This is a genomic window from Corynebacterium mycetoides (genome assembly GCF_900103625.1).
Classification (GTDB): Bacteria; Actinomycetota; Actinomycetes; order Mycobacteriales; family Mycobacteriaceae; genus Corynebacterium; species Corynebacterium mycetoides.
Map to the genome: position 1 here is coordinate 480,982 of NZ_LT629700.1, position 24,987 is coordinate 505,968.

At 64.2% G+C, this 24,987-nt stretch carries 19 protein-coding genes and 3 rRNA genes; 21 read left to right on the plus strand and 1 reads right to left on the minus strand.

From position 1 onward, the window contains the following. The first annotated feature begins 1 nt into the window (after position 1). The 9 genes from argF (at position 2) to rrf (ending at position 11,586) form a co-directional block, all read left to right on the plus strand. Positions 2-940: an ornithine carbamoyltransferase gene (gene argF, locus BLS40_RS02365; RefSeq protein ID WP_092148263.1), complete on the plus strand. Its 939-nt coding sequence runs from the start codon at positions 2-4 to the stop codon at positions 938-940. Then, a complete protein-coding gene (locus tag BLS40_RS02370; RefSeq protein ID WP_092148266.1) occupies positions 940-1,431 on the plus strand; it encodes an arginine repressor in 492 nt (163 codons plus the stop codon). The genes argF and BLS40_RS02370 overlap by 1 nt, the downstream gene beginning before the upstream one ends. 60 nt (positions 1,432-1,491) lie before the next feature. Then, positions 1,492-2,694, plus strand: a complete 1,203-nt coding sequence (locus tag BLS40_RS02375; protein WP_092148269.1) for an argininosuccinate synthase — start codon at positions 1,492-1,494, stop codon at positions 2,692-2,694. 11 nt (positions 2,695-2,705) lie between these two features. Then, entirely contained in the window at positions 2,706-4,145 is a 1,440-nt protein-coding gene (gene argH / locus BLS40_RS02380) for an argininosuccinate lyase (RefSeq protein WP_092148272.1), read from the plus strand. 14 nt (positions 4,146-4,159) lie between these two features. Further along, positions 4,160-4,342, plus strand: coding sequence for a Trm112 family protein (locus BLS40_RS02385; protein WP_092148275.1), 183 nt, complete (start codon positions 4,160-4,162; stop codon positions 4,340-4,342). A gap of 31 nt (positions 4,343-4,373) precedes the next feature. Beyond that, positions 4,374-5,645 carry a tyrosine--tRNA ligase gene (gene tyrS / locus BLS40_RS02390; RefSeq protein ID WP_092148278.1) on the plus strand — a complete coding sequence of 424 codons (1,272 nt, stop codon included), beginning with the start codon at positions 4,374-4,376 and terminating at the stop codon, positions 5,643-5,645. A 542-nt stretch (positions 5,646-6,187) separates the two neighbouring features. Next, positions 6,188-7,708, plus strand: a 16S ribosomal RNA gene (locus BLS40_RS02395). Between the two features lie 402 nt (positions 7,709-8,110). Then, positions 8,111-11,193 (plus strand): 23S ribosomal RNA (locus BLS40_RS02400). Between the two features lie 275 nt (positions 11,194-11,468). Further along, a 5S ribosomal RNA gene (gene rrf, locus BLS40_RS02405) occupies positions 11,469-11,586 on the plus strand. The 16S, 23S and 5S rRNA genes sit together here, the layout of an rRNA operon. 72 nt (positions 11,587-11,658) lie before the next feature. Here rrf and BLS40_RS02410 read toward each other — a convergent pair. Further along, entirely contained in the window at positions 11,659-13,008 is a 1,350-nt protein-coding gene (locus BLS40_RS02410; RefSeq protein ID WP_092148281.1) for an IS256 family transposase, read from the minus strand. Between the two features lie 5 nt (positions 13,009-13,013). On the opposite strand from BLS40_RS02410, the gene BLS40_RS02415 reads away from it, so the two are divergent. The 12 genes from BLS40_RS02415 to BLS40_RS02465 all read left to right on the plus strand — a co-directional run bounded on the left by BLS40_RS02415 (position 13,014) and on the right by BLS40_RS02465 (position 24,980). Continuing rightward, the gene (locus BLS40_RS02415) at positions 13,014-13,808 is read left to right on the plus strand and encodes an IS256 family transposase (protein ID WP_407922412.1); all 795 of its coding nucleotides are present in this window, start codon (positions 13,014-13,016) and stop codon (positions 13,806-13,808) included. An 840-nt stretch (positions 13,809-14,648) separates the two neighbouring features. Beyond that, positions 14,649-15,713 (plus strand): tetratricopeptide repeat protein, encoded by a 1,065-nt coding sequence (locus BLS40_RS02420; RefSeq protein ID WP_407922413.1) that lies wholly within the window; start codon positions 14,649-14,651, stop codon positions 15,711-15,713. Positions 15,714-15,716: 3 nt separating this feature from the next. Continuing rightward, positions 15,717-16,700, plus strand: coding sequence for an HAD-IIA family hydrolase (locus tag BLS40_RS02425; protein WP_092148284.1), 984 nt, complete (start codon positions 15,717-15,719; stop codon positions 16,698-16,700). A gap of 7 nt (positions 16,701-16,707) precedes the next feature. Next, entirely contained in the window at positions 16,708-16,836 is a 129-nt protein-coding gene (locus BLS40_RS11295) for a hypothetical protein (RefSeq protein ID WP_269456791.1), read from the plus strand. A gap of 48 nt (positions 16,837-16,884) precedes the next feature. Then, complete coding sequence (locus BLS40_RS02430) at positions 16,885-17,709, plus strand: TlyA family RNA methyltransferase (protein WP_092148287.1); 825 nt, start codon at positions 16,885-16,887, stop codon at positions 17,707-17,709. A gap of 4 nt (positions 17,710-17,713) precedes the next feature. Then, the gene (locus BLS40_RS02435; RefSeq protein WP_092148290.1) at positions 17,714-18,634 is read left to right on the plus strand and encodes an NAD kinase; all 921 of its coding nucleotides are present in this window, start codon (positions 17,714-17,716) and stop codon (positions 18,632-18,634) included. A gap of 15 nt (positions 18,635-18,649) precedes the next feature. Continuing rightward, complete coding sequence (gene recN, locus BLS40_RS02440; protein WP_092148293.1) at positions 18,650-20,383, plus strand: DNA repair protein RecN; 1,734 nt, start codon at positions 18,650-18,652, stop codon at positions 20,381-20,383. Between the two features lie 41 nt (positions 20,384-20,424). Next, complete coding sequence (gene steA, locus BLS40_RS02445; RefSeq protein WP_407922414.1) at positions 20,425-21,627, plus strand: putative cytokinetic ring protein SteA; 1,203 nt, start codon at positions 20,425-20,427, stop codon at positions 21,625-21,627. A 2-nt stretch (positions 21,628-21,629) separates the two neighbouring features. Then, positions 21,630-22,469 (plus strand): copper transporter, encoded by an 840-nt coding sequence (locus tag BLS40_RS02450; RefSeq protein WP_157672429.1) that lies wholly within the window; start codon positions 21,630-21,632, stop codon positions 22,467-22,469. A gap of 11 nt (positions 22,470-22,480) precedes the next feature. Continuing rightward, the gene (locus tag BLS40_RS02455; protein ID WP_092148299.1) at positions 22,481-23,125 is read left to right on the plus strand and encodes an NUDIX domain-containing protein; all 645 of its coding nucleotides are present in this window, start codon (positions 22,481-22,483) and stop codon (positions 23,123-23,125) included. A gap of 11 nt (positions 23,126-23,136) precedes the next feature. Then, a complete protein-coding gene (gene xerD / locus BLS40_RS02460) occupies positions 23,137-24,042 on the plus strand; it encodes a site-specific tyrosine recombinase XerD (protein ID WP_092148301.1) in 906 nt (301 codons plus the stop codon). A 32-nt stretch (positions 24,043-24,074) separates the two neighbouring features. Further along, entirely contained in the window at positions 24,075-24,980 is a 906-nt protein-coding gene (locus BLS40_RS02465; protein WP_092148303.1) for a hypothetical protein, read from the plus strand. Positions 24,981-24,987: the final 7 nt, after the last annotated feature.

Here is a 24,987-nt window from a genome sequence, read left to right on the forward strand (position 1 = left end):
CATGACCCGCCATTTCCTCGCCGACGATGACCTGACCCCGGCGGAGCAGGCCGAGGTGCTCGCGCTCGCCGCGGAGCTGAAGAAGGCGCCGCTGTCGCGCCGCCCGCTCGAGGGGCCGGCGTCGGTTGCGGTGTTGTTCGACAAGACGTCGACACGCACGCGGTTCTCATTCGACGCGGGCATCGCGCAGCTGGGAGGGCACGCGATTATCACGGAGACCGGCAGCTCCCAGATGGGCAAGGGGGAGACCTACCAAGACACGGGCGCCGTGCTGTCGCGCTACGTCGAGGCGATTGTGTGGCGGACCTACGCGCACCAGAACCTCGTCGACATGACACAGACCGCGACCGTCCCGGTGATAAACGCCCTGTCCGACGACCTGCACCCGTGCCAGATCCTCGCCGATCTGCAGACGTGCGTGGAAAACCTCTGCCCGAACGAGGGGCCGGCCGGCCTGCGCGGGAAGAAGGCTGTCTACTTAGGCGACGGCGACAACAACATGGCCAACTCGTACATGATCGGCTTCGCCACCGCGGGCATGGATATCTCCATCGTCGGGCCCGAAGGCTTCTTGCCGCGCCAGGAGTTCATCGACCGCGCCGTCGCGCGGGCGGTGGAGACCGGCGCGACGGTGACCGTGACGTCGGATAGGGCGGAGGTGGCCGGCGCAGACGTCGTCATCACCGACACGTGGGTGTCCATGGGCATGGAGAACGACGGCAAGGACCGCCGCACCCCGTTTTTGCCCTACCAGGTCACCCAGGAGGTGATGGATACCGCCGGCGAGGGGGCGATCTTCCTGCACTGCCTGCCGGCCTACCGCGGCAACGAGGTCGCCGCCGAGGTCATCGACGGGCCCGCCTCCCGCGTATTTGACGAGGCCGAGAACCGCCTTCACGCCCAGAAGGCGCTTCTGGCGTGGCTGCTGGAGCACCAGTAATGGCAATCCCGGTCTCTCGCACGGCACGTCAGGCGCGGATCCTGGAAATCCTCGGCTCCACCCGCGTGTTCTCTCAGGCCCAGCTCTCCGAGCTGCTTCTCGACGAGGGCATCGACATCACCCAGGCCACCTTGTCACGCGACCTGGACGAGCTCGGGGCGAAGAAGATCAGGCCCTCGGACGGGGGTCGGTCCTTCTACACCGTGAGCGCGGACGGCGACGCGTTCGAGCACTCCGTGACCGGCCCGCGCGAGAAGCTGCGGCGCATGATCGAGGAGCTGGTGGTCTCCGTCGACCACTCCGGCCCCATGGCGGTGCTGCGCACGCCGCCGGGCGCTGCCCAGTACCTGGCCAGCTACATCGACCGGGTTGGCCTGGAGCAGGTCGTCGGCTGCATCGCCGGCGACGACACCATTTTCGTCCTCGCCCGCGATCCTCACACGGGCAGGGACCTCGCGCGGAAGCTGTTCATCCCCGGCGGCGCGATCTAGCGTCGGGCCGGACTGTACCCTACGTAACTGAACCCCCACTTTTTCAAGGAGACTTCTCTCATGACGAACCGCGTTGTGCTCGCGTACTCGGGCGGACTGGACACCTCCGTCGCCATCCCGTACCTCGGCGAAATGATCGGCGGCGAGGTCGTCGCCGTCTCACTCGACCTCGGCCAGGGCGGTGAGGACATGGAGTCCGTCCGCCAGCGCGCCCTCGACTGCGGCGCGGTAGAGTCGATCGTGATCGACGCGAAGGACGAGTTCGCCGAGGAGTACTGCCTGCCCACCATCAAGGCGAACGGTCTGTACATGAACTCCTACCCGCTCGTCTCCGCCATCTCGCGGCCGCTGATTGTCAAGCACCTCGTCGAGGCGGCGCAGCAGCACGGCGGCACGCACGTCGCCCACGGCTGCACCGGCAAGGGCAACGACCAGGTGCGCTTCGAGGTCGGCTTCCTCAACCAGGACCCGGACCTGGAGATCGTCGCCCCCGCGCGCGACTACGCCTGGACCCGCGACAAGGCCATCGAGTACGCCGAGGGCAAGGACCTGCCCATCGAGCAGTCTGCCGCCTCCCCGTTCTCCATCGACCAGAACGTGTGGGGCCGCGCGGTGGAGACCGGCTTCCTCGAGGACCTGTGGAACCCGCCGACCAAGGACCTGTACTCCTACACCGAGGACCCGGCCATCGGCAACGCCCCCGACGAGGTCATCATCTCCTTCGAGTCCGGCAAGCCCGTTGCCATCGACGGCCGCCAGGTCACTGTCCTGGAAGCCATCGAGGAGCTCAACCGCCGCGCGGGCGCCCAGGGCATCGGCCGCCTGGACATGGTGGAGGACCGCCTCGTGGGCATCAAGTCCCGCGAGGTTTACGAGGCGCCGGGTGCGTTGACGCTGATCACCGCGCACAAGGCGCTGGAGGATGTCACGGTGGAGCGCGAGCTCGCCCGCTACAAGCGGCTTATCGACGCCCGCTGGTCCGAGGAGGTCTACGACGGTCTGTGGTTCGGTCCGCTCAAGCGCTCCCTCGACGCGTTCATCGAGTCGACCCAGGAGCACGTCACCGGCGACATCCGCATGGTGCTCCACGCCGGCACCGCCACCGTCAACGGGCGCCGCTCCAACCACTCGCTCTACGACTTCAACCTGGCCACCTACGACACCGGCGACACCTTCGACCAGACCCTGGCCAAGGGCTTCGTCCGCCTCCACGGACTGTCCTCGCAGATCGCCAACAAGCGCGACCGCGAAGCTGGAAAGTAGGCGCACGCTTCATGGAGCAGCACAAGACGAATGAGGGCGCGCTGTGGGGCGGCCGTTTCTCCGGCGGCCCGTCCGAGGCGATGTTCGCTTTGTCCGTGTCCACCCACTTCGACTGGGTGCTCGCACCCTACGACGTCCTCGCCTCGAAGGCGCACGCGAAGGTACTCAACCGGGCGGGACTCCTCTCGGATGCCGACCTGGACACCATGCTGGCGGGACTGGATGCCCTCGGGCGAGACGTCGCCGACGGCTCGTTCGGGCCGCTGCCGACGGATGAGGATGTCCACGGCGCGATGGAGCGCGGCCTCATCGACCGCGTCGGCCCCGAGGTGGGGGGCCGGCTGCGCGCGGGCCGCTCCCGCAACGACCAGGTGGCGACGATGTTCCGCATGTGGTGCCGCGACGCGCTGCGCGGCATCGCCCTCGACGTGACGGACCTCATCGGCGCCCTCTCGGCGCAGGCCGCCGCGCACCCGGATGCGATCATGCCGGGAAAGACGCACTTCCAGGCCGCGCAGCCGATCCTCCTCGCTCATTCGCTGCTCGCCCACGCGCAGCCGCTGTTGCGCGATCTCGAGCGCATCCGCGACCTGGACAAACGCCTTGCCATATCGCCGTACGGTTCGGGCGCGCTTGCTGGGTCCTCCCTGCGGCTCGACCCGGAGGCCATCGCGGCGGAACTCGGCTTCTCGGACTCCTGCGACAACTCGCTCGACGGGACGTCGTCACGCGACTTCGCCGCGGAGACCGCGTTCGTCCTCGCCCAGATCGCCGTCGACCTCTCTCGGATGTCCGAGGAGATCATCGCCTGGTCGACCCCGGAGTTCGGCTACGTCACGCTTGACGACGCCTGGTCCACAGGCTCATCCATCATGCCGCAGAAGAAGAACCCCGACGTGCCCGAGCTCGCGCGCGGCAAGACGGGTCGGCTCATCGGCAACCTCGCCGGCCTCATGTCCACCTTGAAGGCGATGCCGCTGGCGTACAACCGGGACCTGCAGGAGGACAAGGAGCCAGTGATCGACTCCGTGACGCAGCTCCGGCTGCTCCTGCCGGCCATGACCGGCCTCGTGTCCACGCTGGTGTTCCACGAAGACCGGATGCGTGAGCTCGCCCCCGCCGGCTACACGCTCGCCACCGACCTCGCCGAATGGATGGTGCGCCAGGGCGTGCCGTTCCGCGAGGCACACGAGGCCTCCGGCGCGTGCGTGCGCCTCGCCGAAGCCGAGGGGATCGGCCTGCACGAGCTTTCCGACGAGGCGTTACGCAGCGTCGACGCCCGACTCACTGCCGAGGTGCGGGAGGTTCTCACCGTGGAAGGCTCCGTCGCCGCGCGCAACACCCGCGGGGGCACCGCCGCACCGCGCGTTCTCGAACAGCGCGAGCGCGTCAACGCCGCAACCGCCGATCACCGGCGGTGGGCCGAAACCCCGGTCCGCGGCGGGGCGTAAGTAGCATGTCTTCCATGAGTCTCGATCCGAAGCTTCTCGAGGTCCTGGCCTGCCCCCAGGACAAGGGCCCGCTGGTCTACAAAGAGTCCGAGCAATTGCTTGTCAACGAGCGGCTCGGCGTCGCCTATCGCATCGACGACGGTATCCCAGTCCTGCTTATCGACGAAGCCCAGCCGTACGCACCGGGCGTCGATTAGCGATCCCGCGCTCACCGCGCAGAAAGGTTTCATGGTGACCAACACCGACATCATCTCCGAGCTCGAGTGGCGCGGGCTGATCAATCAGTCGACCGACCTGGACAAGCTCCGCGACGAGACCCGGGAGCCGATCACCCTGTACTGCGGCTTCGACCCCACCGGGCCGTCGCTGCACGCGGGCCACTTGGTGCCGCTGCTCATGCTGCGCCGCTTCCAGCTGGCTGGGCACCGCCCGATCGTGCTGGCCGGCGGGGCCACTGGAAAGATCGGCGACCCGCGCGACGTGGGGGAGCGCTCGATGAACTCGGACGACACCGTCGCGGACTGGGCGCAGCGCATTTCGGGCCAGCTGTCGCGCTTCGTCGATTTTGACGGCGACAACGGCGCCCTCCTGGTCAACAACAACGACTGGACCGCGGACATGAGCGTCATCTCGTTCTTGCGCGACGTGGGCAAGCACTTCTCCCTGTCCACGATGCTCAGCCGCGACACCGTCAAGCGGCGCCTGGAAAACGACGGGATCTCCTACACCGAGTTCTCCTACATGCTGCTGCAGGCCAACGACTACGTCCAGCTGCACCGCACCCACAACTGTGTCTTGCAGGTCGGCGGTGGAGATCAGTGGGGCAACCTCGTTGCCGGTGTGGATCTCAACCGCCGCATGGACGGCACACAGGTGCACGCGCTCACCGTCCCGCTGGTCACAGACTCGGAGGGCAAGAAGTTCGGCAAATCAACGGGCGGCGGGTCCCTGTGGCTCGACCCGGAGATGACCTCGCCGTACACGTGGTACCAGTACTTCGTGAACACCGCCGACGCCGACGTGATCCGCTACCTGCGGTGGTTCACGTTCCTGGACCAGGAGGAGCTCGCCCGCCTCAAGGACGAGGTGGAGAACCGCCCGTTCAAGCGCGAGGCGCAGATACGCCTGGCCCAGGAGATGACGGACCTGGTGCACGGCCACGACGCGACTGTGGCCGCCGAGCTCGCGTCGCAGGCGCTCTTCGGGCGCGCGGACCTGCGCGACCTCGACGAGGCCACGCTGGCCGCAGCCGTCTCCGAGACCGGAATTCACGAACTTGCTGCTGGGGCGCCGGACACCATCGTCGACCTCCTCGTCGGAACGGGGCTGGCCGAGTCGAAGGGCGCGGCGCGCCGCTCGCTGAAAGAGGGGGGAGTGTACGTGAACAACGAGCGCGTCGACTCGGAAGAGTGGACACCCTCCGACGCCGACTTCATCCACGGGGCATGGCTGGTGCTGCGCCGCGGCAAGAAGAACTTCGCGGGAGTCAAGCGCGTATAAAAAGCCCCTGTGGCCTGGTGATTTGTGTTGTGTGGTGGGTGGGGTTAATGTTCTTTCTCGCTGCCGGTTGGGTTGCTGTGAGGTGAACTTCTGGTGGTGCTGGGTTGGATGACTGTTTGACTTTGTGTTGGGTGGTTGTGTAGATTCAGTTTTCCCGCGGGGTTTGTGCGTGGGGTGTGTTGTGTGAGAACTCGATAGTGTGCCAATGTACTTTTGTTTTTTGTTTGTGGTTTGTGTGGTTGTGCATTGTGGTGTGTCTGCTCATGTTCTGCGTTGTGTGGGGTGTGGGTGGGTGTGTGCCGGTTGTGGTGTCGTGAACCTTTGATGGCGGCATTGCTGGTGGTTTCACCGTGATGTGTGATTGTTTCAGATCGCATTTTTTTTGCTGGCCCTGGTTTTTCCTCGTCGGATTGTGGGGTCAGTGTTTGTAGGTAATTTTAGGATTGGCCAGTTCATTGCCCTTGCTGTGTGTGGGGGTGGTGGTTGGTTTGTTTGTGGTTGGGTTTGGGCTTTTCACGCCTGGATGTTTCTGCTGAAATGTTTTTGTGGAGAGTTTGATCCTGGCTCAGGATGAACGCTGGCGGCGTGCTTAACACATGCAAGTCGAACGGAAAGGCCGAAGCTTGCTTTGGTACTCGAGTGGCGAACGGGTGAGTAACACGTGGGTGATCTGCCCTGTACTTCGGGATAAGCTTGGGAAACTGGGTCTAATACCGGATAGGAGCTGCATGTTGGTGTGTGGTTGGAAAGCTTTTGCGGTATGGGATGAGCTCGCGGCCTATCAGCTTGTTGGTGGGGTAATGGCCTACCAAGGCGTCGACGGGTAGCCGGCCTGAGAGGGTGTGCGGCCACATTGGGACTGAGATACGGCCCAGACTCCTACGGGAGGCAGCAGTGGGGAATATTGCACAATGGGCGCAAGCCTGATGCAGCGACGCCGCGTGGGGGATGACGGCCTTCGGGTTGTAAACTCCTTTCGCCAGGGACGAAGCGCAAGTGACGGTACCTGGATAAGAAGCACCGGCTAACTACGTGCCAGCAGCCGCGGTAATACGTAGGGTGCGAGCGTTGTCCGGAATTACTGGGCGTAAAGAGCTCGTAGGTGGTTTGTCGCGTCGTTTGTGTAAGTCCACGGCTTAACTGTGGGACTGCAGGCGATACGGGCATAACTTGAGTGCTGTAGGGGAGACTGGAATTCCTGGTGTAGCGGTGAAATGCGCAGATATCAGGAGGAACACCGATGGCGAAGGCAGGTCTCTGGGCAGTAACTGACGCTGAGGAGCGAAAGCATGGGTAGCGAACAGGATTAGATACCCTGGTAGTCCATGCCGTAAACGGTGGGCGCTAGGTGTGAGTCCCTTCCACGGGGTTCGTGCCGTAGCTAACGCATTAAGCGCCCCGCCTGGGGAGTACGGCCGCAAGGCTAAAACTCAAAGGAATTGACGGGGGCCCGCACAAGCGGCGGAGCATGTGGATTAATTCGATGCAACGCGAAGAACCTTACCTGGGCTTGACATACACTAGATCGCTGTAGAGATACGGTTTCCCTTTGTGGCTGGTGTACAGGTGGTGCATGGTTGTCGTCAGCTCGTGTCGTGAGATGTTGGGTTAAGTCCCGCAACGAGCGCAACCCTTGTCTTATGTTGCCAGCACGTTGTGGTGGGGACTCATGAGAGACTGCCGGGGTTAACTCGGAGGAAGGTGGGGATGACGTCAAATCATCATGCCCCTTATGTCCAGGGCTTCACACATGCTACAATGGTCGGTACAACGCGTGTGCGACACTGTGAGGTGGGGCTAATCGCTGAAAGCCGGTCGTAGTTCGGATTGGGGTCTGCAACTCGACCCCATGAAGTCGGAGTCGCTAGTAATCGCAGATCAGCAATGCTGCGGTGAATACGTTCCCGGGCCTTGTACACACCGCCCGTCACGTCATGAAAGTTGGTAACACCCGAAGCCAGTGGCCTATCCTTGTGGGGGAGCTGTCGAAGGTGGGATCGGCGATTGGGACGAAGTCGTAACAAGGTAGCCGTACCGGAAGGTGCGGCTGGATCACCTCCTTTCTAAGGAGCTTTATTGTTTTGTGCCTGCTCCGTGCGCATGGTTGTGTGTGGGGTGTGGGTGTGGTGGTTGAGTCGCCGTGTGTGTGGCTGCCACTGTTGATGTTTTAAAAAATTGTCCGGGTGGACGCGCACCGGCATGGGCTGTTGTGAGTGCCTTATGCGAGTGTCGCATCGTGATGTGTGTCCGTGTGGGCTGCAGGCAGGAAACGAGTGTGGGTGTGTTGGCATGCTGTTGGGTCTCTGGGGCAGCACGTGTGTTGTTTCCTTGTGGCCTTGCCGTGTGTGGCTGTGACTTTCCGGGTGTTTTCGGGGGGTTGTGGTTGTGCGGGGTGGGTGTGGTGTGTGAGAACTGTATAGTGGACGCGAGCATCTTTATTTTTTGTGTGTGTTTGTTTTTTGTGTGTGTTTTTTGTGTAGGGCGTACGGTGGATGCCTTGGCATGCTGAGCCGATGAAGGACGTGTGAGGCTGCGTTATGCCTCGGGGAGTTGCCAACTAAGCGTTGATCCGAGGATGTCCGAATGGGGAAACCTGGCACCAGTTGTGTGGTGTTACCTGCAGGTGAATTCATAGCTTGTGTGGGGGTGACGCGGGGAAGTGAAACATCTCAGTACCCGTAGGAGAAGAAAATAATAATGATTCTGCTAGTAGCGGCGAGCGAACGTGGATGAGGCTAAACCATGTGCGTGTGATACCTGGCAGGGGTTGCGTGTGTGGGGTTGTGGGATGCGATTTGTTGCAAGGGCTGCCACCTTTGCCTGCGCTTATGGTTGTGTTAGCGGAAGTCACTTGGGATGGTGCGCCGGAGTGGGTGAGAGCCCCTGTACGTGAAAGCATGATTGTGGTGTGGTGGATTGTGTCCCGAGTAGCAGCGGGCTCGTGGAATCTGCTGTGAATCTGCCGGGACCACCCGGTAAGCCTAAATACTCAGTGTGACCGATAGTGGATAGTACCGTGAGGGAATGGTGAAAAGTACCCCGGGAGGGGAGTGAAATAGTTCCTGAAACCGTGCGCTTACAATCCGTCAGAGCACCTCGTGTGTGTGATGGCGTGCCTTTTGAAGAATGAGCCTGCGAGTCAGCGGCATGTCGCGAGGTTAACCCTGGTGGGGTAGCCGTAGCGAAAGCGAATCCGAACAGGGTGTTGTAAGTGGCATGTCCTGGACCCGAAGCGGGGTGATCTACCCATGGCCAGTGTGAAGCAGCTGTAAGAGGTTGTGGAGGCGCGAACCCACTTAGGTTGAAAACTGAGGGGATGAGTTGTGGGTAGGGGTGAAAGGCCAATCAAACTCCGTGATAGCTGGTTCTCCCCGAAATGCATTTAGGTGCAGCGTTATGTGTGCTTGCCGGAGGTAGAGCTACTGGTTGGTTGAGCGGGACTATCATCTTAGCAATGTCAGCCAAACTCCGAATGCCGGTTGAAGTGGTGCATGGCAGTGAGACTGTGGGGGATAAGCTTCATAGTCGAGAGGGAAACAGCCCAGATCGCCGGTTAAGGCCCCTAAGGGTGTACTAAGTGGAAAAGGATGTGGGATCGCGAAGACAGCCAGGAGGTTGGCTTAGAAGCAGCCATCCTTGAAAGAGTGCGTAATAGCTCACTGGTCGAGTGGTTCCGCGCCGACAATGTAGTGGGGCTCAAGTACACCGCCGAAGCCGCGGCACATGCTTTTGTGTGTGGGTAGGGGAGCGTCGTGTATGGGGTGAAGCAGTACCGTGAGGGGTTGTGGACTGTGCACGAGTGAGAATGCAGGCATGAGTAACGAGTGGTAAGTGAGAATCTTATCCGCCGGATGACTAAGGGTTCCTGGGTCAAGTTCGTCTTCCCAGGGTGAGTCGGGTCCTAAGGCGAGGCCGACAGGCGTAGTCGATGGTTAACGGGTTGATATTCCCGTACCCGTGTGCATGCGTCAAAGGGTGAAGCGGTGATACTAACTGCTGTGCGTTGCCGCACTGTTCCGCCTTGTGCGGGTGGTGTGGTGGTAATCGGTGGGGCCTGAGTCGTGGTAGCCCAGTGATGGGGTGACGCAGTGAGGTAGCCCAGCCACTTATTGGATTGTGGTGTAAGCGTGTGGCACGAGTCCTTGTTAAATGCGGGGCTTATTGTGTGTGAGGCGTGATGCGTAGCCCTTGTGGGTGATGTGGGTGATCCTGTGCTGCCGAGAAAAGCCTCTAGCGAGTGTGTGTACGGCCCGTACCCGAAACCGACACAGGTGGTCAGGTAGAGAATACTAAGGCGGTCGGGTGAACTGTGGTTAAGGAACTCGGCAAATTACCCCCGTAACTTCGGGAGAAGGGGGACCATGGTTGGTGATCAACTTTTTACGGTTGTGAGCTGGTTGTGGTCGCAGAGAATAGAGGGGAGCGACTGTTTATCAAAAACACAGGTCCGTGCGAAAACGTGATGTTGATGTATACGGACTGACGCCTGCCCGGTGCTGGAAGGTTAAGAGGACCTGTTAGGGCATTTTGGTGTCCGAAGCGGAGAATTTAAGCCCCAGTAAACGGCGGTGGTAACTATAACCATCCTAAGGTAGCGAAATTCCTTGTCGGGTAAGTTCCGACCTGCACGAATGGCGTAACGACTCCCCTGCTGTCTCAACCACAGGCCCGGTGAAATTGCAGTACGAGTAAAGATGCTCGTTTCGCGCGGCAGGACGAAAAGACCCCGGGACCTTCACTATAGCTTGGTATTGGTGTTCGGTGCGGTTTGTGTAGGATAGGTGGGAGACTGTGAAGCTGTCACGCTAGTGGTGGTGGAGTCGTTGTTGAAATACCACTCTGACCGTAGTGGATACCTTAACCTTGGCCCATGATCTGGGTTGGGGACAGTGCCTGGTGGGTAGTTTAACTGGGGCGGTTGCCTCCCAAAGAGTAACGGAGGCGCCCAAAGGTTCCCTCAGCCTGGTTGGCAATCAGGTGTAAGAGTGTAAGTGCACAAGGGGGCTTGACTGTGAGACGTACGTGTCGAGCAGGGACGAAAGTCGGGACTAGTGATCCGGCACCAACGTGTGGAAGTGGTGTCGCTCAACGGATAAAAGGTACCCCGGGGATAACAGGCTGATCTTCCCCAAGAGTCCATATCGACGGGATGGTTTGGCACCTCGATGTCGGCTCGTCGCATCCTGGGGCTGGAGTAGGTCCCAAGGGTTGGGCTGTTCGCCCATTAAAGCGGCACGCGAGCTGGGTTCAGAACGTCGTGAGACAGTTCGGTCTCTATCCGCCGCGCGCGTTGAAACTTGAAGAAGGCTGTCCCTAGTACGAGAGGACCGGGACGGACGTACCTCTGGTGTGCCAGTTGTTCCGCCAGGAGCATGGCTGGTTGGCTACGTACGGGAGGGATAACCGCTGAAAGCATCTAAGCGGGAAGCCTGTTTTAAGATGAGGTTTCTGTTGAGGTTCCCTAGAGACGATGGGGTTGATAGGCCGGATCTGGAAGGTGGGTAACCATCGGAGGTGACTGGTACTAATACACCGACTAAAAACACGGGCAACCAAACAAACGATCAATGTTGAGCACACGACTTTATTGTGTGTGCCGCGTCCACTATGCAGTGTCTGACACACCACACCCCACGGTACGAGCGTGTACCCGGTGCAGGCCGCACCAACCGAACACGCAGCATGATTGTTGTGATCATGATTGCGGGGGTTGGGTTAATTGGATATGTGTTGTCGCATCACCACATCAAACAGGTGCGCACCGACCGGCCAGGCCGGTGTGTGCGCGGGTTTGTGTGTGGGTCGGCACGCCCCATTGGGTGTGTCGGTGGTTGATGGCGGCGGGGAAACGCCCGGTCCCATTCCGAACCCGGAAGCTAAGCCCGCCCGCGCCGATGGTACTGCCCCCGGGAGGGGGTGGGAGAGTAGGTTACCGCCGACCCAACAACTTCACAATCAACAAAAAAAGAGAATACTGGAGGGTGTCCGATTGTTTGTGTGCGGGGGGCTTGGTTTACAAGTAGTCCGCGAATCGGTCGGGGTATGCCACGGCTAGTTGGTTGATGGCTTGTTTCCACCCGGTGGCTTTCGCTCCTTCAATATAGCCGTTGCATTCGATGTCACGTTTCGCTTTCTTCGCTCGCTGGGCAGCGCGCTTGTCCTCGATATTGCAGATCATCAGCCACAGCGTCTTCAGCGCCGCAGTATCGTTCGGGAATTGGCCCCGGTTACGAGTAGCTTTACGCAGCTCAGCGTTGAGTGATTCGATCGAGTTGGTGGTGTAGAGCACCCGCCGTGCCGCAGGCGGGAACTGCAGAAACGGTATGAACCGCTCCCAGGCGTCGCGCCAGACTTTGACCGACTGCGGGTATTTCTGGCCCAACTCTGAGGCCTCGAAGGCATCAAGGCTGGCACGGGCGGTGTCCTCGTTTGCGGCCGTGTAGACCTCACGCAGCGCCCGGGAGACAGATTTGCGGTCCTGGTAGGACACCCACCGGTTCGCAGCCCGAATCAGGTGCACGATGCAGGTCTGCACCATGGAATTTGGCCAGGTTGCCTCCACGGCTTCCGGCAGGCCTTTCAGCCCGTCGCAACAGACGATGAACACGTCTTGGACACCGCGGTTGGCCAGATCCGCGCACACCGATGCCCAGAATGCGGCGCCTTCATTTTCAGCGATCCACAATCCCAAGATGTGCTTGATGCCGTCGATGTCGATGCCAACAGCCATGTAGCAGGCTTTGTTGACGACGCGGTGACCGTCACGGATTTTCACGCGTAGCGCGTCGAGGAAGATCACCGGGTAAAACTCGTCGAGCTGGCGGTTTTGCCAGATCATGACCTCGTCTAACACCGCATCGGTAATCGTGCTGATCGTATCCGGGCTCACATCCACCCCAAGCGTGGTCGCAAGGTGGTGCTGAATATCGCGCACGGTCATCCCACCGGCGTACAGCGAGATGATCATGTCGTCGAGCTCGGTCAAACGGCGCGACCCCTTCGGCACCATCTGCGGGGTGAACGTGCCGGCACGATCCCTCGGCATGGTCACTTCCAACGCGCCGTACCCAGAATTAACGGTCTTGGTGTACGACCCGTTGCGGTGATTGCTCTCCTGTGCGGTTTCCACCCGGGCCTTCGCCTTACGGTCGGCATGGCCGTAGCCCAAATGTGCATCCATCTCCGCCTGCAGACCGGCGTTGATCGATGCCTGCAACAGGCCTTTGACGAGGTCGCTTGCATCATCAGCAGTGGTAGACAGTTCGCTTATCAGGCTGGCGAGCTCAGGATTTTCCATCAGCTTCTCGCTGATCTCGTTGACCCTCGCCGGGTCGTGGCCTTTCTTCGGTGACACCGTAGTCATTATCGGTGAAACTCCTTCTAGATCAGAGCCTCACACACAAATTTCCTGACACCCTCTCGTGTGACGCGTTGACGATCAAAGTCCGTGAAGGCGGGCGTGTGGTCAAATGCTCCGTACTGCTTGCCACCGGGGTCAACGCCGACGGGTACCGCGAAATGCTCGGCATGCATGTCGCCACCGCGGAATCCAACGCGTCGTGGAAAGGCTTCTTCCAAGATCTAAAAGCCCGCGGGCTTCGCGGCGTCTTCTTAGTCACCAGTGACGCCCATGAAGGTATTCAGCACGCTATCTCCGAAGTGCTGCCTGATGCGTCGTGGCAGCGGTGCCGCACTCATTTCGCGAAGAACCTCTACGAGAAAGTCCCGAAAACACAATGGCCGATGGTCTCTGCGATGTTCCAGACAATCTTCCAGCAACCCGATGCCGCATCCACCTGGGGACAAGCCCGTGAGGTAGTTGACCTGTTGGAACCGAAATTCCCGCAGGTCGCTGCCTATCTAGAGGAATCACTCGATGAGGTGTTGGCGTTTACCGCAGCGCCGAAACCAGTGTGGACGAAGGTGTGGTCGAACAACCCCACCGAGCGGTTAAACCGGGAAATCCGCCGGCGCACCGATGTCGTGGGCATCTTCCCGAACCGCGAATCCATCATCCGGCTTGTCGGGGCGGTTCTTGCCGAGCAACACGACGATTGGATCCAGCAAAAACGCTACATGTCACTGTCCGCACTCGAACACACCAAACAACTCATGCACCCCACAGGAGACGACCATGGTGACCATCACCAGCTAACCGCCTAACCACAACCCCGAACTACATACCGAGCCGAAAGCTAGACGGCTACACCACTACACGGGACTTGACCCACGTGACGTGCCGGGAGCGGAACAACACGACAAAACGTCCGCACCGCGGACTCGCTCCGCACCAGCGCTGGCAGCAAACTTCGAGAGGATCGGATCTCTCGAGAAGTCCGCAATGCGGACGCGCAGGAGTAGCTGGCCGGCAAGCTATCGCAACAGCAAACTCCGCATTGCGGAGTTCCCACAACATTCGGTTAATGGGTTTACTCGGCTGTGTACGGTTCTCGTCCCTCGAAAAGTCCGCAATGCGGACTAACGGTGCGGCACCAACGAGCGAGGACTCCGCAATGCGGAGTTTCTACAAGTGTGGGCTTATCGGAGCAACCCGCAACGAGACGTGCCGGGCGCGGAACAACACGACAAAAAGTCTGCAATGCGGACTTACCGTCCGGCGCTGCATGCCGAAAACTCCCCATTGCGGACTTCCCACAACACTTCTTTAATGGGATCAACCCGGCGCACGGTAACGCCGGGTTCGCGCTTAGAAGAGTGCGCATTGCGGACTTCTCACCAGGTGCTGCTTATGTTTTGACCCCGTACATTGGGCTCTCCGCTGGCGCCGCCTCCGAAAGTCCGCATTGCGGACTTACCACATGTCGACGCCAATGTTGTTACTGCTTCCGACCCTGCAGTGTGGAGAGCGGCCTGCCACAAAGTCCGCAAAGCGCACTAGCTGACTAATCCTGACCGGTAGAAACTCTGCATTGCGGAGTTTCCAAAACCAGTGGCTTATAGTTCCTCCACACCGCGGACTGTCCACCAGGTGCGCCTTATGATTTGATTTCGCACACCGGGCCGGACCCGCGGCCTCGCCGCCCAAGAGTCCGCAGTGCGGACAGTCCGCGCGACACCGACCGTCAGAAACTCCGCATTGCGGACTCTACAACTGGTTCCACCTCCGGGAGGCTCCCGCATGCGGAACGTGTCTGCCGGTGCCCCTATAATGGCGTCTACATTGAGGAAGGGCGTTACATGAGTGATCGAGACGGGTCGCGCGACAGTCGCGATAGCCGCAACAACCGCAGCGGGCGCGGCGAGCGCGACGGCCAGAGGGGGCGCGGCCAGCGTAGTGGTGGCGGTAGGGGCCGCGGAGGCCGTGACCGCGAGGACAATCGCGAACGGCGTGACCGGTTCAACCCGCAGCGCCAGGGGTTCCGCGAAGACAGGATGAACCAGAAGTTGTCCGAGCCGGATCTGCCGGACGATATCGATGTGCGCGATCTCGACCGCTCTGTGCTGCAGGATTTGCGGGTGCTGGCGAAGGACAACGCTGATCGCGTCGCAAAGCATATGATCATGGCATCGACGCTGCTGGAGGATGAACCGCAGTTGGCGCTGCGCCATGCCCGCGCCGCGAAGAACCGGGCCGGCAGGGTCGGCGTCGTGCGTGAGACGAACGGCATCGTCGCCTACCACGCGGGGGAATGGAAGGAGGCTCTCTCGGAGCTGCGGGCTGCTCGCCGGATGTCCGGCGGTCCTGGCCTCGTGGCGGTGATGGCGGACGCGGAGCGCGGTCTGGGGCGCCCGGAGAAGGCACTCGAGATCGGCCGCGGCCCGGAGGTCGACCAGCTCGATGAGGTCGGCAAGATCGAGCTCGCCATCGTCATGGCCGGGGCGCGGCACGACCTCGGTCAGCACGAGGCCGCCCTGGCGACTTTGCAGCGCCTGAACCCGTCATTAAAGTCGAAGGACCCGGAGCAGGCTCGACTCGCCTACGCGTATGCGGAGGCGCTGTTGAGCCTCGGCCGCAGGGATGAGGCGCGGACGTGGTTTCGGCACGTGGCTGACGTCGATGCGGAGGAGATGACGGATGCCGCCGCCCGCGTCGAGGAGCTCAGCTAGGTAATGCCTTTAAGCTCGCTTTTCGACGCCCTCCTGCTCGACCTCGACGGCACCGTATGGTCGGGTGACGTGGCTATCGACGGGGCTGTGGACGCGATCTCGGGTTCCGGCCTGCCGGCGCTCTACATAACGAACAACGCCTCTCGCAGCCCCTGGGACGTGGCCGCCAAGCTGCGCGCTCACGGACTTCCCGCCAACGCCGCGGATGTGGTGACCTCGGCACAGGCGGCCGTGGTGTTGGCGGGTAAGTACCTCGACGAAGGTGACCCGGTGCTCGTCGTCGGTGCCCCCTCCTTCAGGGAATTGGTGGCGCGGGCGGGCTACCGGGTGGTCGACTCCGCCGACGACAATCCTAGGGTGGTGCTCCACGGGCACAACCCTGAAACGGGGTGGAGGCAGCTGTCCGAGGCAGCGCTGGCGCTTGCGCGCGGCGCGCGGTACGTGGCCTCGAACCTGGACACGTCGCTGCCGACGCAGCGGGGTCTCATGGTAGGAAACGGTTCCATGGTGGCCGCGGTCACATCCGTCACGGGCGTTGTGCCGGAGGCCGCCGGAAAGCCGCAGCCTGCCATGTTCATCCAGGCGGCGCAGCTCGCTGGGGCGAAGCGGCCCCTCGCGGTGGGCGACAGGCTGGACACCGACATCGCCGGGGCCGTGGCTGCGGGGATTCCCTCGCTGCACGTTCTCACAGGGGTGTCCGGTCAGCTAGCTTTACTCGAGGCGCCGAAGGAGCAGCGGCCCACCTTTATCGGGGAGTCGCTGGCGTCGCTCGGCGAGGAGCCGGAGGTGCTGGCGCCGTCAGCGCAGGGCGGATTCTCGGCTCGCGTAGACGGCGCAGATATCATCCTCAGCCGCGGCGAGGAAGGTGCAACCAGCGTTCAGGCGCTGCGCACGGTGCTCGAGGTGGCATGGCTTATGGAGTCGCCGCCGGCGCTCGTGCGCCCGAACTCGGACGCCGCCGAGGCCGCGCTGGCCCACTGGTGGTGATGTGCCCGTGACACCCTCAGAACTCCAGCAACAGGTCGACGACATCCTCTCCACACCCGCCGGCACCTTGACCGAGGAAGCCGAGCAGCTGGCGCGGGCCCACGAGGTGCTCGCCGAGGCACTGAACACCGACTGAACACCGACTGAACACCGAACAGACACGACACGGCAGAAAGGCAGGCCCGTGGCACCCGGACGCAGAAGGCTCGACGCGGAACTCGTGCGGCGTAAGCTCGCGCGTTCCCGGGAGCAGGCGCAGGCGTGGATCAAGGACGGCCGCGTCACTGTCGGCGGGTTCGCGGCCACCAAGCCCGCGACGGTGGTGGAGCCGGATGTGTCCATCAAGGTCAACGTCGATCCCGCCGACGACTGGGCGTCGCGGGGTGCGCACAAGTTGCTCGGGGCGCTGGAGGAGTTCGAGGGGCGTGGGCTGAGCGTCGAGAAGCGGCGTGCTCTGGACGCTGGGGCCTCGACGGGCGGATTCACCGATGTGCTGCTGTCGAAGGGGGCGAGCGAGGTTGTCGCGGTCGACGTCGGGTATGGCCAGCTGGTGTGGCGCCTGCAGAATGACCCGCGGGTGCGCGTGCTCGACCGCACGAACATCCGCACGCTGACCCCGGAAATGATGGGCGGGCCGGCGGACCTGATGGTGGGCGACCTCTCTTTTATCTCGCTTGAGCTCGTGCTTCCTGCCGTGGTGGCGTGCGTTGCCGAGGGGGCGGACCTGTTGCCGATGGTCAAGCCCCAGTTCGAGGTGGGTAAAGAAAGGCTCGGCCACGGCGGGGTCGTGCGCTCGCGCGAGCTGCGCGCGGAGGTCACGGCCGACGTCGCCCGCTTCGCGCAGTCGCTCGGGCTGAGCCTGCGTGGCGTGGTCGCCTCACCGCTTCCGGGCCCGAGCGGCAACGTAGAATACTTTCTATGGCTCGTCAAGGATGCGGGAGCGTCCCAGCTTGACGACGCTTCACTGACCGCCATGGTCGCACGCGCTGTCGAGGAAGGACCTGAGTAACACTATGACTGGTATCAACGAGCGCACGATTCTCCTCGTCCCGCACACCTACCGCGCGGGGAATATCTACGCCGCCGCTCGCGCCGCAGAGCTGCTCAGCCAAGCGGGGATCAAAGTCCGGCTCTTAGACCAGAAGCGCATGGGACCCGTCGACGAGGAGCCCGCGCTGCAGAAACTCGACAGGGCGGAGGACGGGCCGGAAGCGGCCGCGGGCTGCGAACTCGTGCTCGTCCTCGGCGGTGACGGGGCGTTCCTCCGCGCGGCTAACTACGCCCACGAGCAGGACGTGCCGGTGCTCGGCATTAACCTCGGCCACGTCGGGTTTTTGGCCGAGTGGGAGCAGGAGAGCCTGGATGAGGCTATCGGCCGCGTGATCGACCGGACCTACCGCATCGAGGACCGGATGACCATCGACGTGTTCGTCAGCGATTCCGACAACAACGAGATTGGTAGGGGGTGGGCGCTGAACGAGGCGAGCATCGAAAACGTCGACCGCACCCGCGTGATGGACGCGATATTGGAGGTGGATTACCGCCCGGTGTCCTCCTTCGGCTGCGACGGTGTGCTCATCTCCACCCCCACCGGATCCACCGCCTACGCCTTCGCCGCGGGCGGCCCGATCATGTGGCCCGAGGTGGAAGCCCTGCTGGTGGTGCCAAACAACGCGCACGCTCTGTTTACCAAGCCGCTCGTCGTCTCGCCGCGGTCCATGGTCGCGGTCAAGTCGGAGGCGAGCACCGGCGGCGCTAACGTCGTGCTGGACGGCGCCCGCACCATCGAGATGCCCCCGGGGTCCCGCGTCGAAGCCGTCCGCGGCCGCCGCCCCGTGCGCTGGGTGCGTCTCGACGAGCACCCGTTCACCGACCGTCTCGTGCACAAGTTCCAGCTGCCGGTGTCCGGCTGGCGCGGACCTCTGAACAAGTAAGGCGCGGGAGCGTGCATGCTCACTGAAATCACGATTACGAATCTCGGCGTCATCCCGCACGCCTCGGCGGAACTGTCCTCCGGCCTTACCGTGCTCACGGGTGAGACGGGCGCGGGCAAGACCATGGTTGTCAGCGGGTTGAGGCTACTCTCGGGCGGCCGTGCCGATGCCTCCCGCGTGCGCACCGGCGAAGACCAGGCGGTGGTCGAGGGCGTGTTCTCCGTAGACGGCGTGGATGAGGCAGCCGCGGAGGGGGCAGTCTCCATCGCCGGCAGCGCCGGGGCGCTTGCCGACGAGAACGGCGAGTACATCGTCTCCCGCTCGGTGCGAGCGACGGGACGCTCCAAGGCGCACATCGGGGGACGCACCGTCCCTGCTGCCACGCTCGGGGAATTCACCAGCCCGCTGCTGACCATCCACGGCCAGAACGACCAGCTCCGGCTCATGTCGCCGGACCAGCAGCTCGCCGCCCTCGACAGGTTTGCGCCGGGCATCGCGGCCCTGCGCGCCGAGTACCGCGCGGCGTGGTCGTCGTGGCGCGAGGCGCACAAGGAGCTGACGGAGCGCACCGAAAGGCGGCTCGAGCTCGCCCAGGAGGTGGACCAGCTGCGTTTCGCCATCGACGAGATCGATGCCGTCGCCCCCGTCGAGGGCGAGGACGAAGAGCTGGTCACGGCCATCAACCGGCTCCAGGACGTCGACGCGCTGCGGGATACGGCCCGGGAGGCGCTGGCGGCTATTGACGGCCCGGAGGCCGCCGTGGAATACGCCACCGCGGGGGAGGACGCCGCCGCCTCGACGCTGATCGGGGTGGCCGCGGACGCGCTCGCGCAATCCAGCGACGCCGCACTCAAAGAGCTCGGCGCCCGCCTGGGTGAGGTCGCCGCGGTGCTCTCGGACGTCTCCGGCGAGCTGGGGAGTTTCGTGGCGGATCTGCCTGACGACGCCGACGAGCTGGAGAAGATGCTGCAGCGCCAGCAGGAGCTCAAGGCCCTGACGCGCAAGTACGCGCCCGACGCGGCGGGCGTGGTCGCCTGGCGCGCGAAGGCGGCGAAGCGGCTGAGCAAAATAGACACGTCGGCTGGGGCAGTGGAGGAGCTCAAAGCGCGGGTGGCCCAGCTCCGGGCGGAGATGGAACACCGCGCCGCAGACCTGACGGGGGCGCGTCGAGAAGCGGCGGCCGAGTTGGGGAAGCAGGTCACGGCCGAGCTCCACGGGCTCGCGATGCCCAAGGCGCGGCTGACGGTGGAACTCAGCGCGCACGACTTCACCAGGGACGGCGCGGACGCAGTGGAGTTCAGACTGGCGCCGAACGCGTCGGCGGAGCCCCAGCCGTTGTCCACCAGCGCCTCCGGCGGCGAGCTTTCGCGCGTCATGCTCGCCGTGGAGGTAGTCCTGAGCGGGTCGACCCACGGCACGACGCTCGTGTTCGACGAGGTCGACGCCGGCGTGGGCGGGCGCGCCGCGGTGGAGATCGGGCGCCGGCTGGCGCGCCTGGCCACCAACAACCAGGTGATCGTGGTCACGCACCTGCCGCAGGTCGCGGCGTACGCCGACACGCATCTCCACGTGGCGAAGGACGTGGGGGATGACGCGGTGACCTCTGGCGTCGTTACGCTCGCGGGTGATGAGCGGGTCGACGAGCTCGCGCGGATGCTCGCCGGCATGGACGATTCGGACACCGGCCGGGCGCACGCGGCCGAGTTGCTCGAGCGCGCGGGCGAGGAGATTGCGGAATTGCGCCAGTAACTGCGCGCGCCTTCCACAGACGTGCAGGTGGACGCTGCATAATGTGGCGCATGACTGTCACTCCTTCAGATCCGGCGGCGGGCACCGTCCAGGGGCGGTTGCGTGACTGCACCGTGCAGGGCAAGGGTCTGGGCAAGCTGAGCTCGGGCGAGATCGCTGTGGTGGACTCGCCCGACATGACGCGGCGCGAGGCGGAGCAGCTCATCGGCGCGACCCCCGCCGCGGTGGTGAATCTGTCGCAGTTCAGCACCGGCGCCATCCCGAACTACGGGCCCCACCTGCTCATGGACGCCGGGATCCCGCTCGTAGAGGGCGCGGGTGCCGAAATGCGCTCGCAGCTGCGCAGCGGCAAGAAGGCCACCATCGCCGTCGACGGCACCATCTACGTGGGCAAAAAGCACGCCGGCACCGGACAGTACGTGGACCGGGCCGCTGTTGACGCCACGTTCGCTTCCGCGCAGCAGAGCTTGGTCGACCACATGGAGGCCTACTTCGGTAACACGATCGAGTTCATCCATTCCGAATCGCCCCTGCTTATCGACGGCGTGGGCGTGCCCGATCTCGGCGACGCCATGGACGGGGAAAAGGTGCTCATCGTCTCCGGCGGCGTCGGTGAGGCGGAGCGCCTTCGCGAGCGCCTGGGCAACCTACGCAACTTCATCCGGGAGTACTCCCCGGTGATCATCGGCGTGGGTGCGGCGTCGGACACGTTGACCGATCTGGGATACAACCCGGACTTTATCGTGGGCGATCCCGCGGACATCTCGGCGGAGAGCCTGCGCGGGAACGCGAAGGTGATCCTGCCCGCCGATCCCGACGGGCACGCGGTGGGCCTCGAGCGCATCCAGGATCTCGGGGTGGGTGCCATGACCTTTCCCGCCGCGACGAGCTCGCCGACCGATCTCGCGATCCTGCTGGCCACGTTCCACGGGGCAGAGACGATTGCTACGGTGGGTGAGACCGTCGAGCTGGACGAGATGTTCGCCCACCCGGCCGATTCCTCGCCGGCGGCGCTGCTCGCCCGGCTCAAGGCGGGACACCGGCTCGTGGACGCCTCCGTGATTGAGAACCTGTACCGCACTACCTCCGGCGGCGGCGTCGCCTGGGCCTGGGCGGTGCTGGGCGTGCTGGTGGCCCTGGCGACCATCATCGTCATCGTGGGCCTCGGCGGGCCGGGGGGATTCACCGACAACGTGGTTGATACCTGGAACCAGATCGCCTCGCGCGTGAACGGATGGCTGTAGGGATGCGGAGGAACAAGGGGAACCCGGGCCTTGTCGCTGCGGGGCTCGGCTGGGGCCTGGCGGCGGGCGTGGCGCTCGGGGCGCTGCTGCTCGCGCCGGCGCTTAACGCCGTGAACGAGGGCCACGCTGACGCGCCCGCCGCGTCGTCCGCGGACGATGCCCGGGACACGGCCGCCCGTGAGGAGGCCGCTGCCGCCAACGAGCTTGTCGGCTCAAAGTCCGCAGAGCTTGTCGACGGCGCACTCGACGGAGCGTCCGTAATCATGCTGCGCACCTCGGCCGTGCCGGAGGACGAGGCGAGCAAGCAACGCTGGCTCCTGAACAAGGCCGGATCGGACGACGCCGGATCCATCGTGCTGACGGAGAAGTTCACCTCCCAGGAGGCGGCCGACGAGCTCAACACGATCATCGCCAACACCTTGCCTGCCGGCGCCCAGCTCTCCGTGGACAACCGAGCGCCCGGAGTGCACGCCGGCGAGGCGCTCTCCGCCGCGCTGTCCAAGGACGAGTCCGGGCAGCCCCGCGCGAGCGTGGAGGACCGGGAGTTCTTGCTGGACACCCTCGCCGAGGCCGGATTCATTGAGTATCAGCCGGGGTCCGTCATCGCCGCCGACGGCGCGGTTGTGCTCGCGGGCGCGGGTGATGGTGAGCAGAGCTTTGGCCGCGACGCGCTGGAGAACTTCGCCGGCGCCTTCCGCACCCAGGGCCCCGCGTTGGTCGTCGCGTCGCCCGGCCCCAAGGACGGCACCACCGCGTCGCCTGAGGTGGGCTTTGCCGGCACCGAGACGGGCCGCGTGAACACCGTGCTCGCCCTGCGCGACGAGCTGCGGACCGCCCGCTAGAGTTGGTACCCATGCCGCACGACTACGCCGTCACCTCCTCTCAGCTGCTTGTCGACGCCCCCATCCTCGCGCTGCGCCGCGACACCGTCACCATGCCTGGGGGCAACGACGCCACCCGTGAAGTCGTTGAACACCTCGGCGCCGTCGCCGTGGTCGCGATGGACGAGCGCGGCCGCATCGTACTCGTGGAGCAGTACCGCCACTCGGTGGGCCGGCGCCTCAAGGAGCTGCCCGCCGGCATCCTTGACGTCGAAGACGAGCCTGAGCTCGACTGCGCCAAGCGCGAGCTGCGCGAGGAAGCGGGGCTCGCGGCCGACACGTGGGGGGTGCTGGTGGACCTTGTCACGTCGCCCGGCTTCGCCGAGGAGGCGGTGCGGGTGTTTATGGCCACGGGCCTGTCCCAGGTGGAGCAGCCGGAGGCGGAGGACGAGGAGGCCGACATGTCCCTGGAGTGGGTCCCCTTGGGAGAGGCGCGCGACCGCGTGTTCGCCGGGGAGATCACCAACTCCATCGCGGTCGCCGGAATCCTGGCGGCGCACGCAGTGGTATCGGGGGAGGGCGCTGTGCGTAGCACCGACGAGCCCTTTGACCTGCGCCCGACGTCGATGGCCCGGCGCAGGCAGGGCCGCGGCGACGGCGACCTGAAGAAGGTGTAGGCACGGCCGCTGTGACACCCCGACAGATCGCCGCCATGTGGCTCGACCACCTGGCGGTCGAGCGGGGCGTGAGTGCGCACACCCTGTCGAATTACCGCCGGGACGTCAACCGCTACCTCGGCTGGCTCGACGCCGCGGGCATCACCAACCTGGACGCCGTCGCCTCCACCGACCTGGAGGCGTACCTCGCGCAGCTGCGGCGGGGGAGCGAGGGCGTGCGACCGCTGGCCGCGTCCTCGGCAGGCCGCGCGCTCGTTGTCGCGCGGGGCCTGCACAAGTTCGCCGTCACCGAAGGCCTCATCGGCGCGGACGTCTCCGCGGTGGTTTCCCCGCCGCACTCCGGCGCCGCGCTGCCCGATACGCTCTCCGTGGAGGAGGTCGCTTCGCTTCTCGACGCCTGTCCGACCGACACGCCGGCCCAGCTCAGGGACAAGGCGCTGCTGGAAACGCTCTACGCCACCGGCGCCCGCGTCTCGGAGGTGCTGGGCCTTGTGGTTGATGACGTCGCGGCGGACGCGGAGGTGCTCACGGTCACGGGCAAGGGCGGCAAGCAGCGCCTCGTGCCGGTCGGCTCGCACGCGCGGGCCGCCATCGACGCCTACCTCGTGCGGGGCCGCCCGGCGCTGGCCAACGGGACCTCACACGCGCTGTTCCTGAACAAGCGGGGGACGGTGCTATCGCGGCAGAGCGCCTGGAGCATTATCAAGGACGCCGCAGCGCGCGCCGGCCTGGGCGCGGACATCTCTCCGCACACGCTCCGGCACTCGTTTGCCACCCACCTGCTGGAGGGCGGTGCCGACGTGCGCACGGTGCAGGAACTCCTCGGCCACGCGTCGGTGACGACGACCCAGATCTACACGCACATCACCGCTGATAACCTGCGAGAGGTGTGGAAAACGTCCCACCCGCGAGCGTAGGCGGTACCCCGATGCATGGAAGATGGTTCAACGTGAAATTCTCAACCCCCTCCCGGCTGTTGGCGGCGTTCTCGGCAGCGGCGCTGCTGGCGGTCCCCGCCGTCTCCCACGCGCAGCTGGCGCCGGGCGAGGTCGTCGAGGTCCCCGCCGGGGAGACGACCTCCGTGGATGTCGGTATCCCCGTGCAGGTCAGCTACAACGCCGGCGGGTGGGTCGTCTCGTCCGCCGGCACCACGGTCACGGTCACCGCGCCAGATTCCCCGGGCTCCACCGCCGCCGTCCCGGCCAGCGCGGGCGGGTACAGCGCGACGGTCACACTTGTGGCCACCGGGGAGCAGGCCGCGCCCGAGCCCCCCGCAGCGCCGGCTGCCCCCGCAGAGTCCGCTCCGCCCGCAGCTCGGCAGGACCGCGCGCCTGCGGCGGGCGTCGATACGGCGGATGCGACGGTCCTCCGCTTTAACGGCCAGATTGACGGGAACGTCATCAGGGTCAAAGTGTCTCTCGGCCAGGCGGCGGAGCTGATGCGGTTCGCCGGCACCGACAGGGAGGGAGCGACGCTGCGCTACCTCGACGTCAACGGCCGCATCATTGAGGGTGTTACCCGCGAGGTCGACCCGGCCGCGCGCACCATGACCCTGACGTACCCGGAAGGGCAGACCCCCGACAACCCGTTCATCATGGAGGTCGTCCGCGACGGCAGCGCGGCCGAGTTCATCGCGGTGATCACCTCCACCAACGCGCCCGTCGCATCCGCCGGCACGGACAGCCCGTACGCGCAGTTCGGGGCACTGGAGCCAGGGGCGGACGGGGAATCCGAGCAACCGGACAGCCCGGAAACCGAGCCCGAGTCTGCGGCGCATACCGGGCTGTGGGCGATCGCCGGGGTCGTCGCTCTGGCCGTGATCGGGTTACTGGCAAGTCGTCGACGATCAAAATGACAGTGTT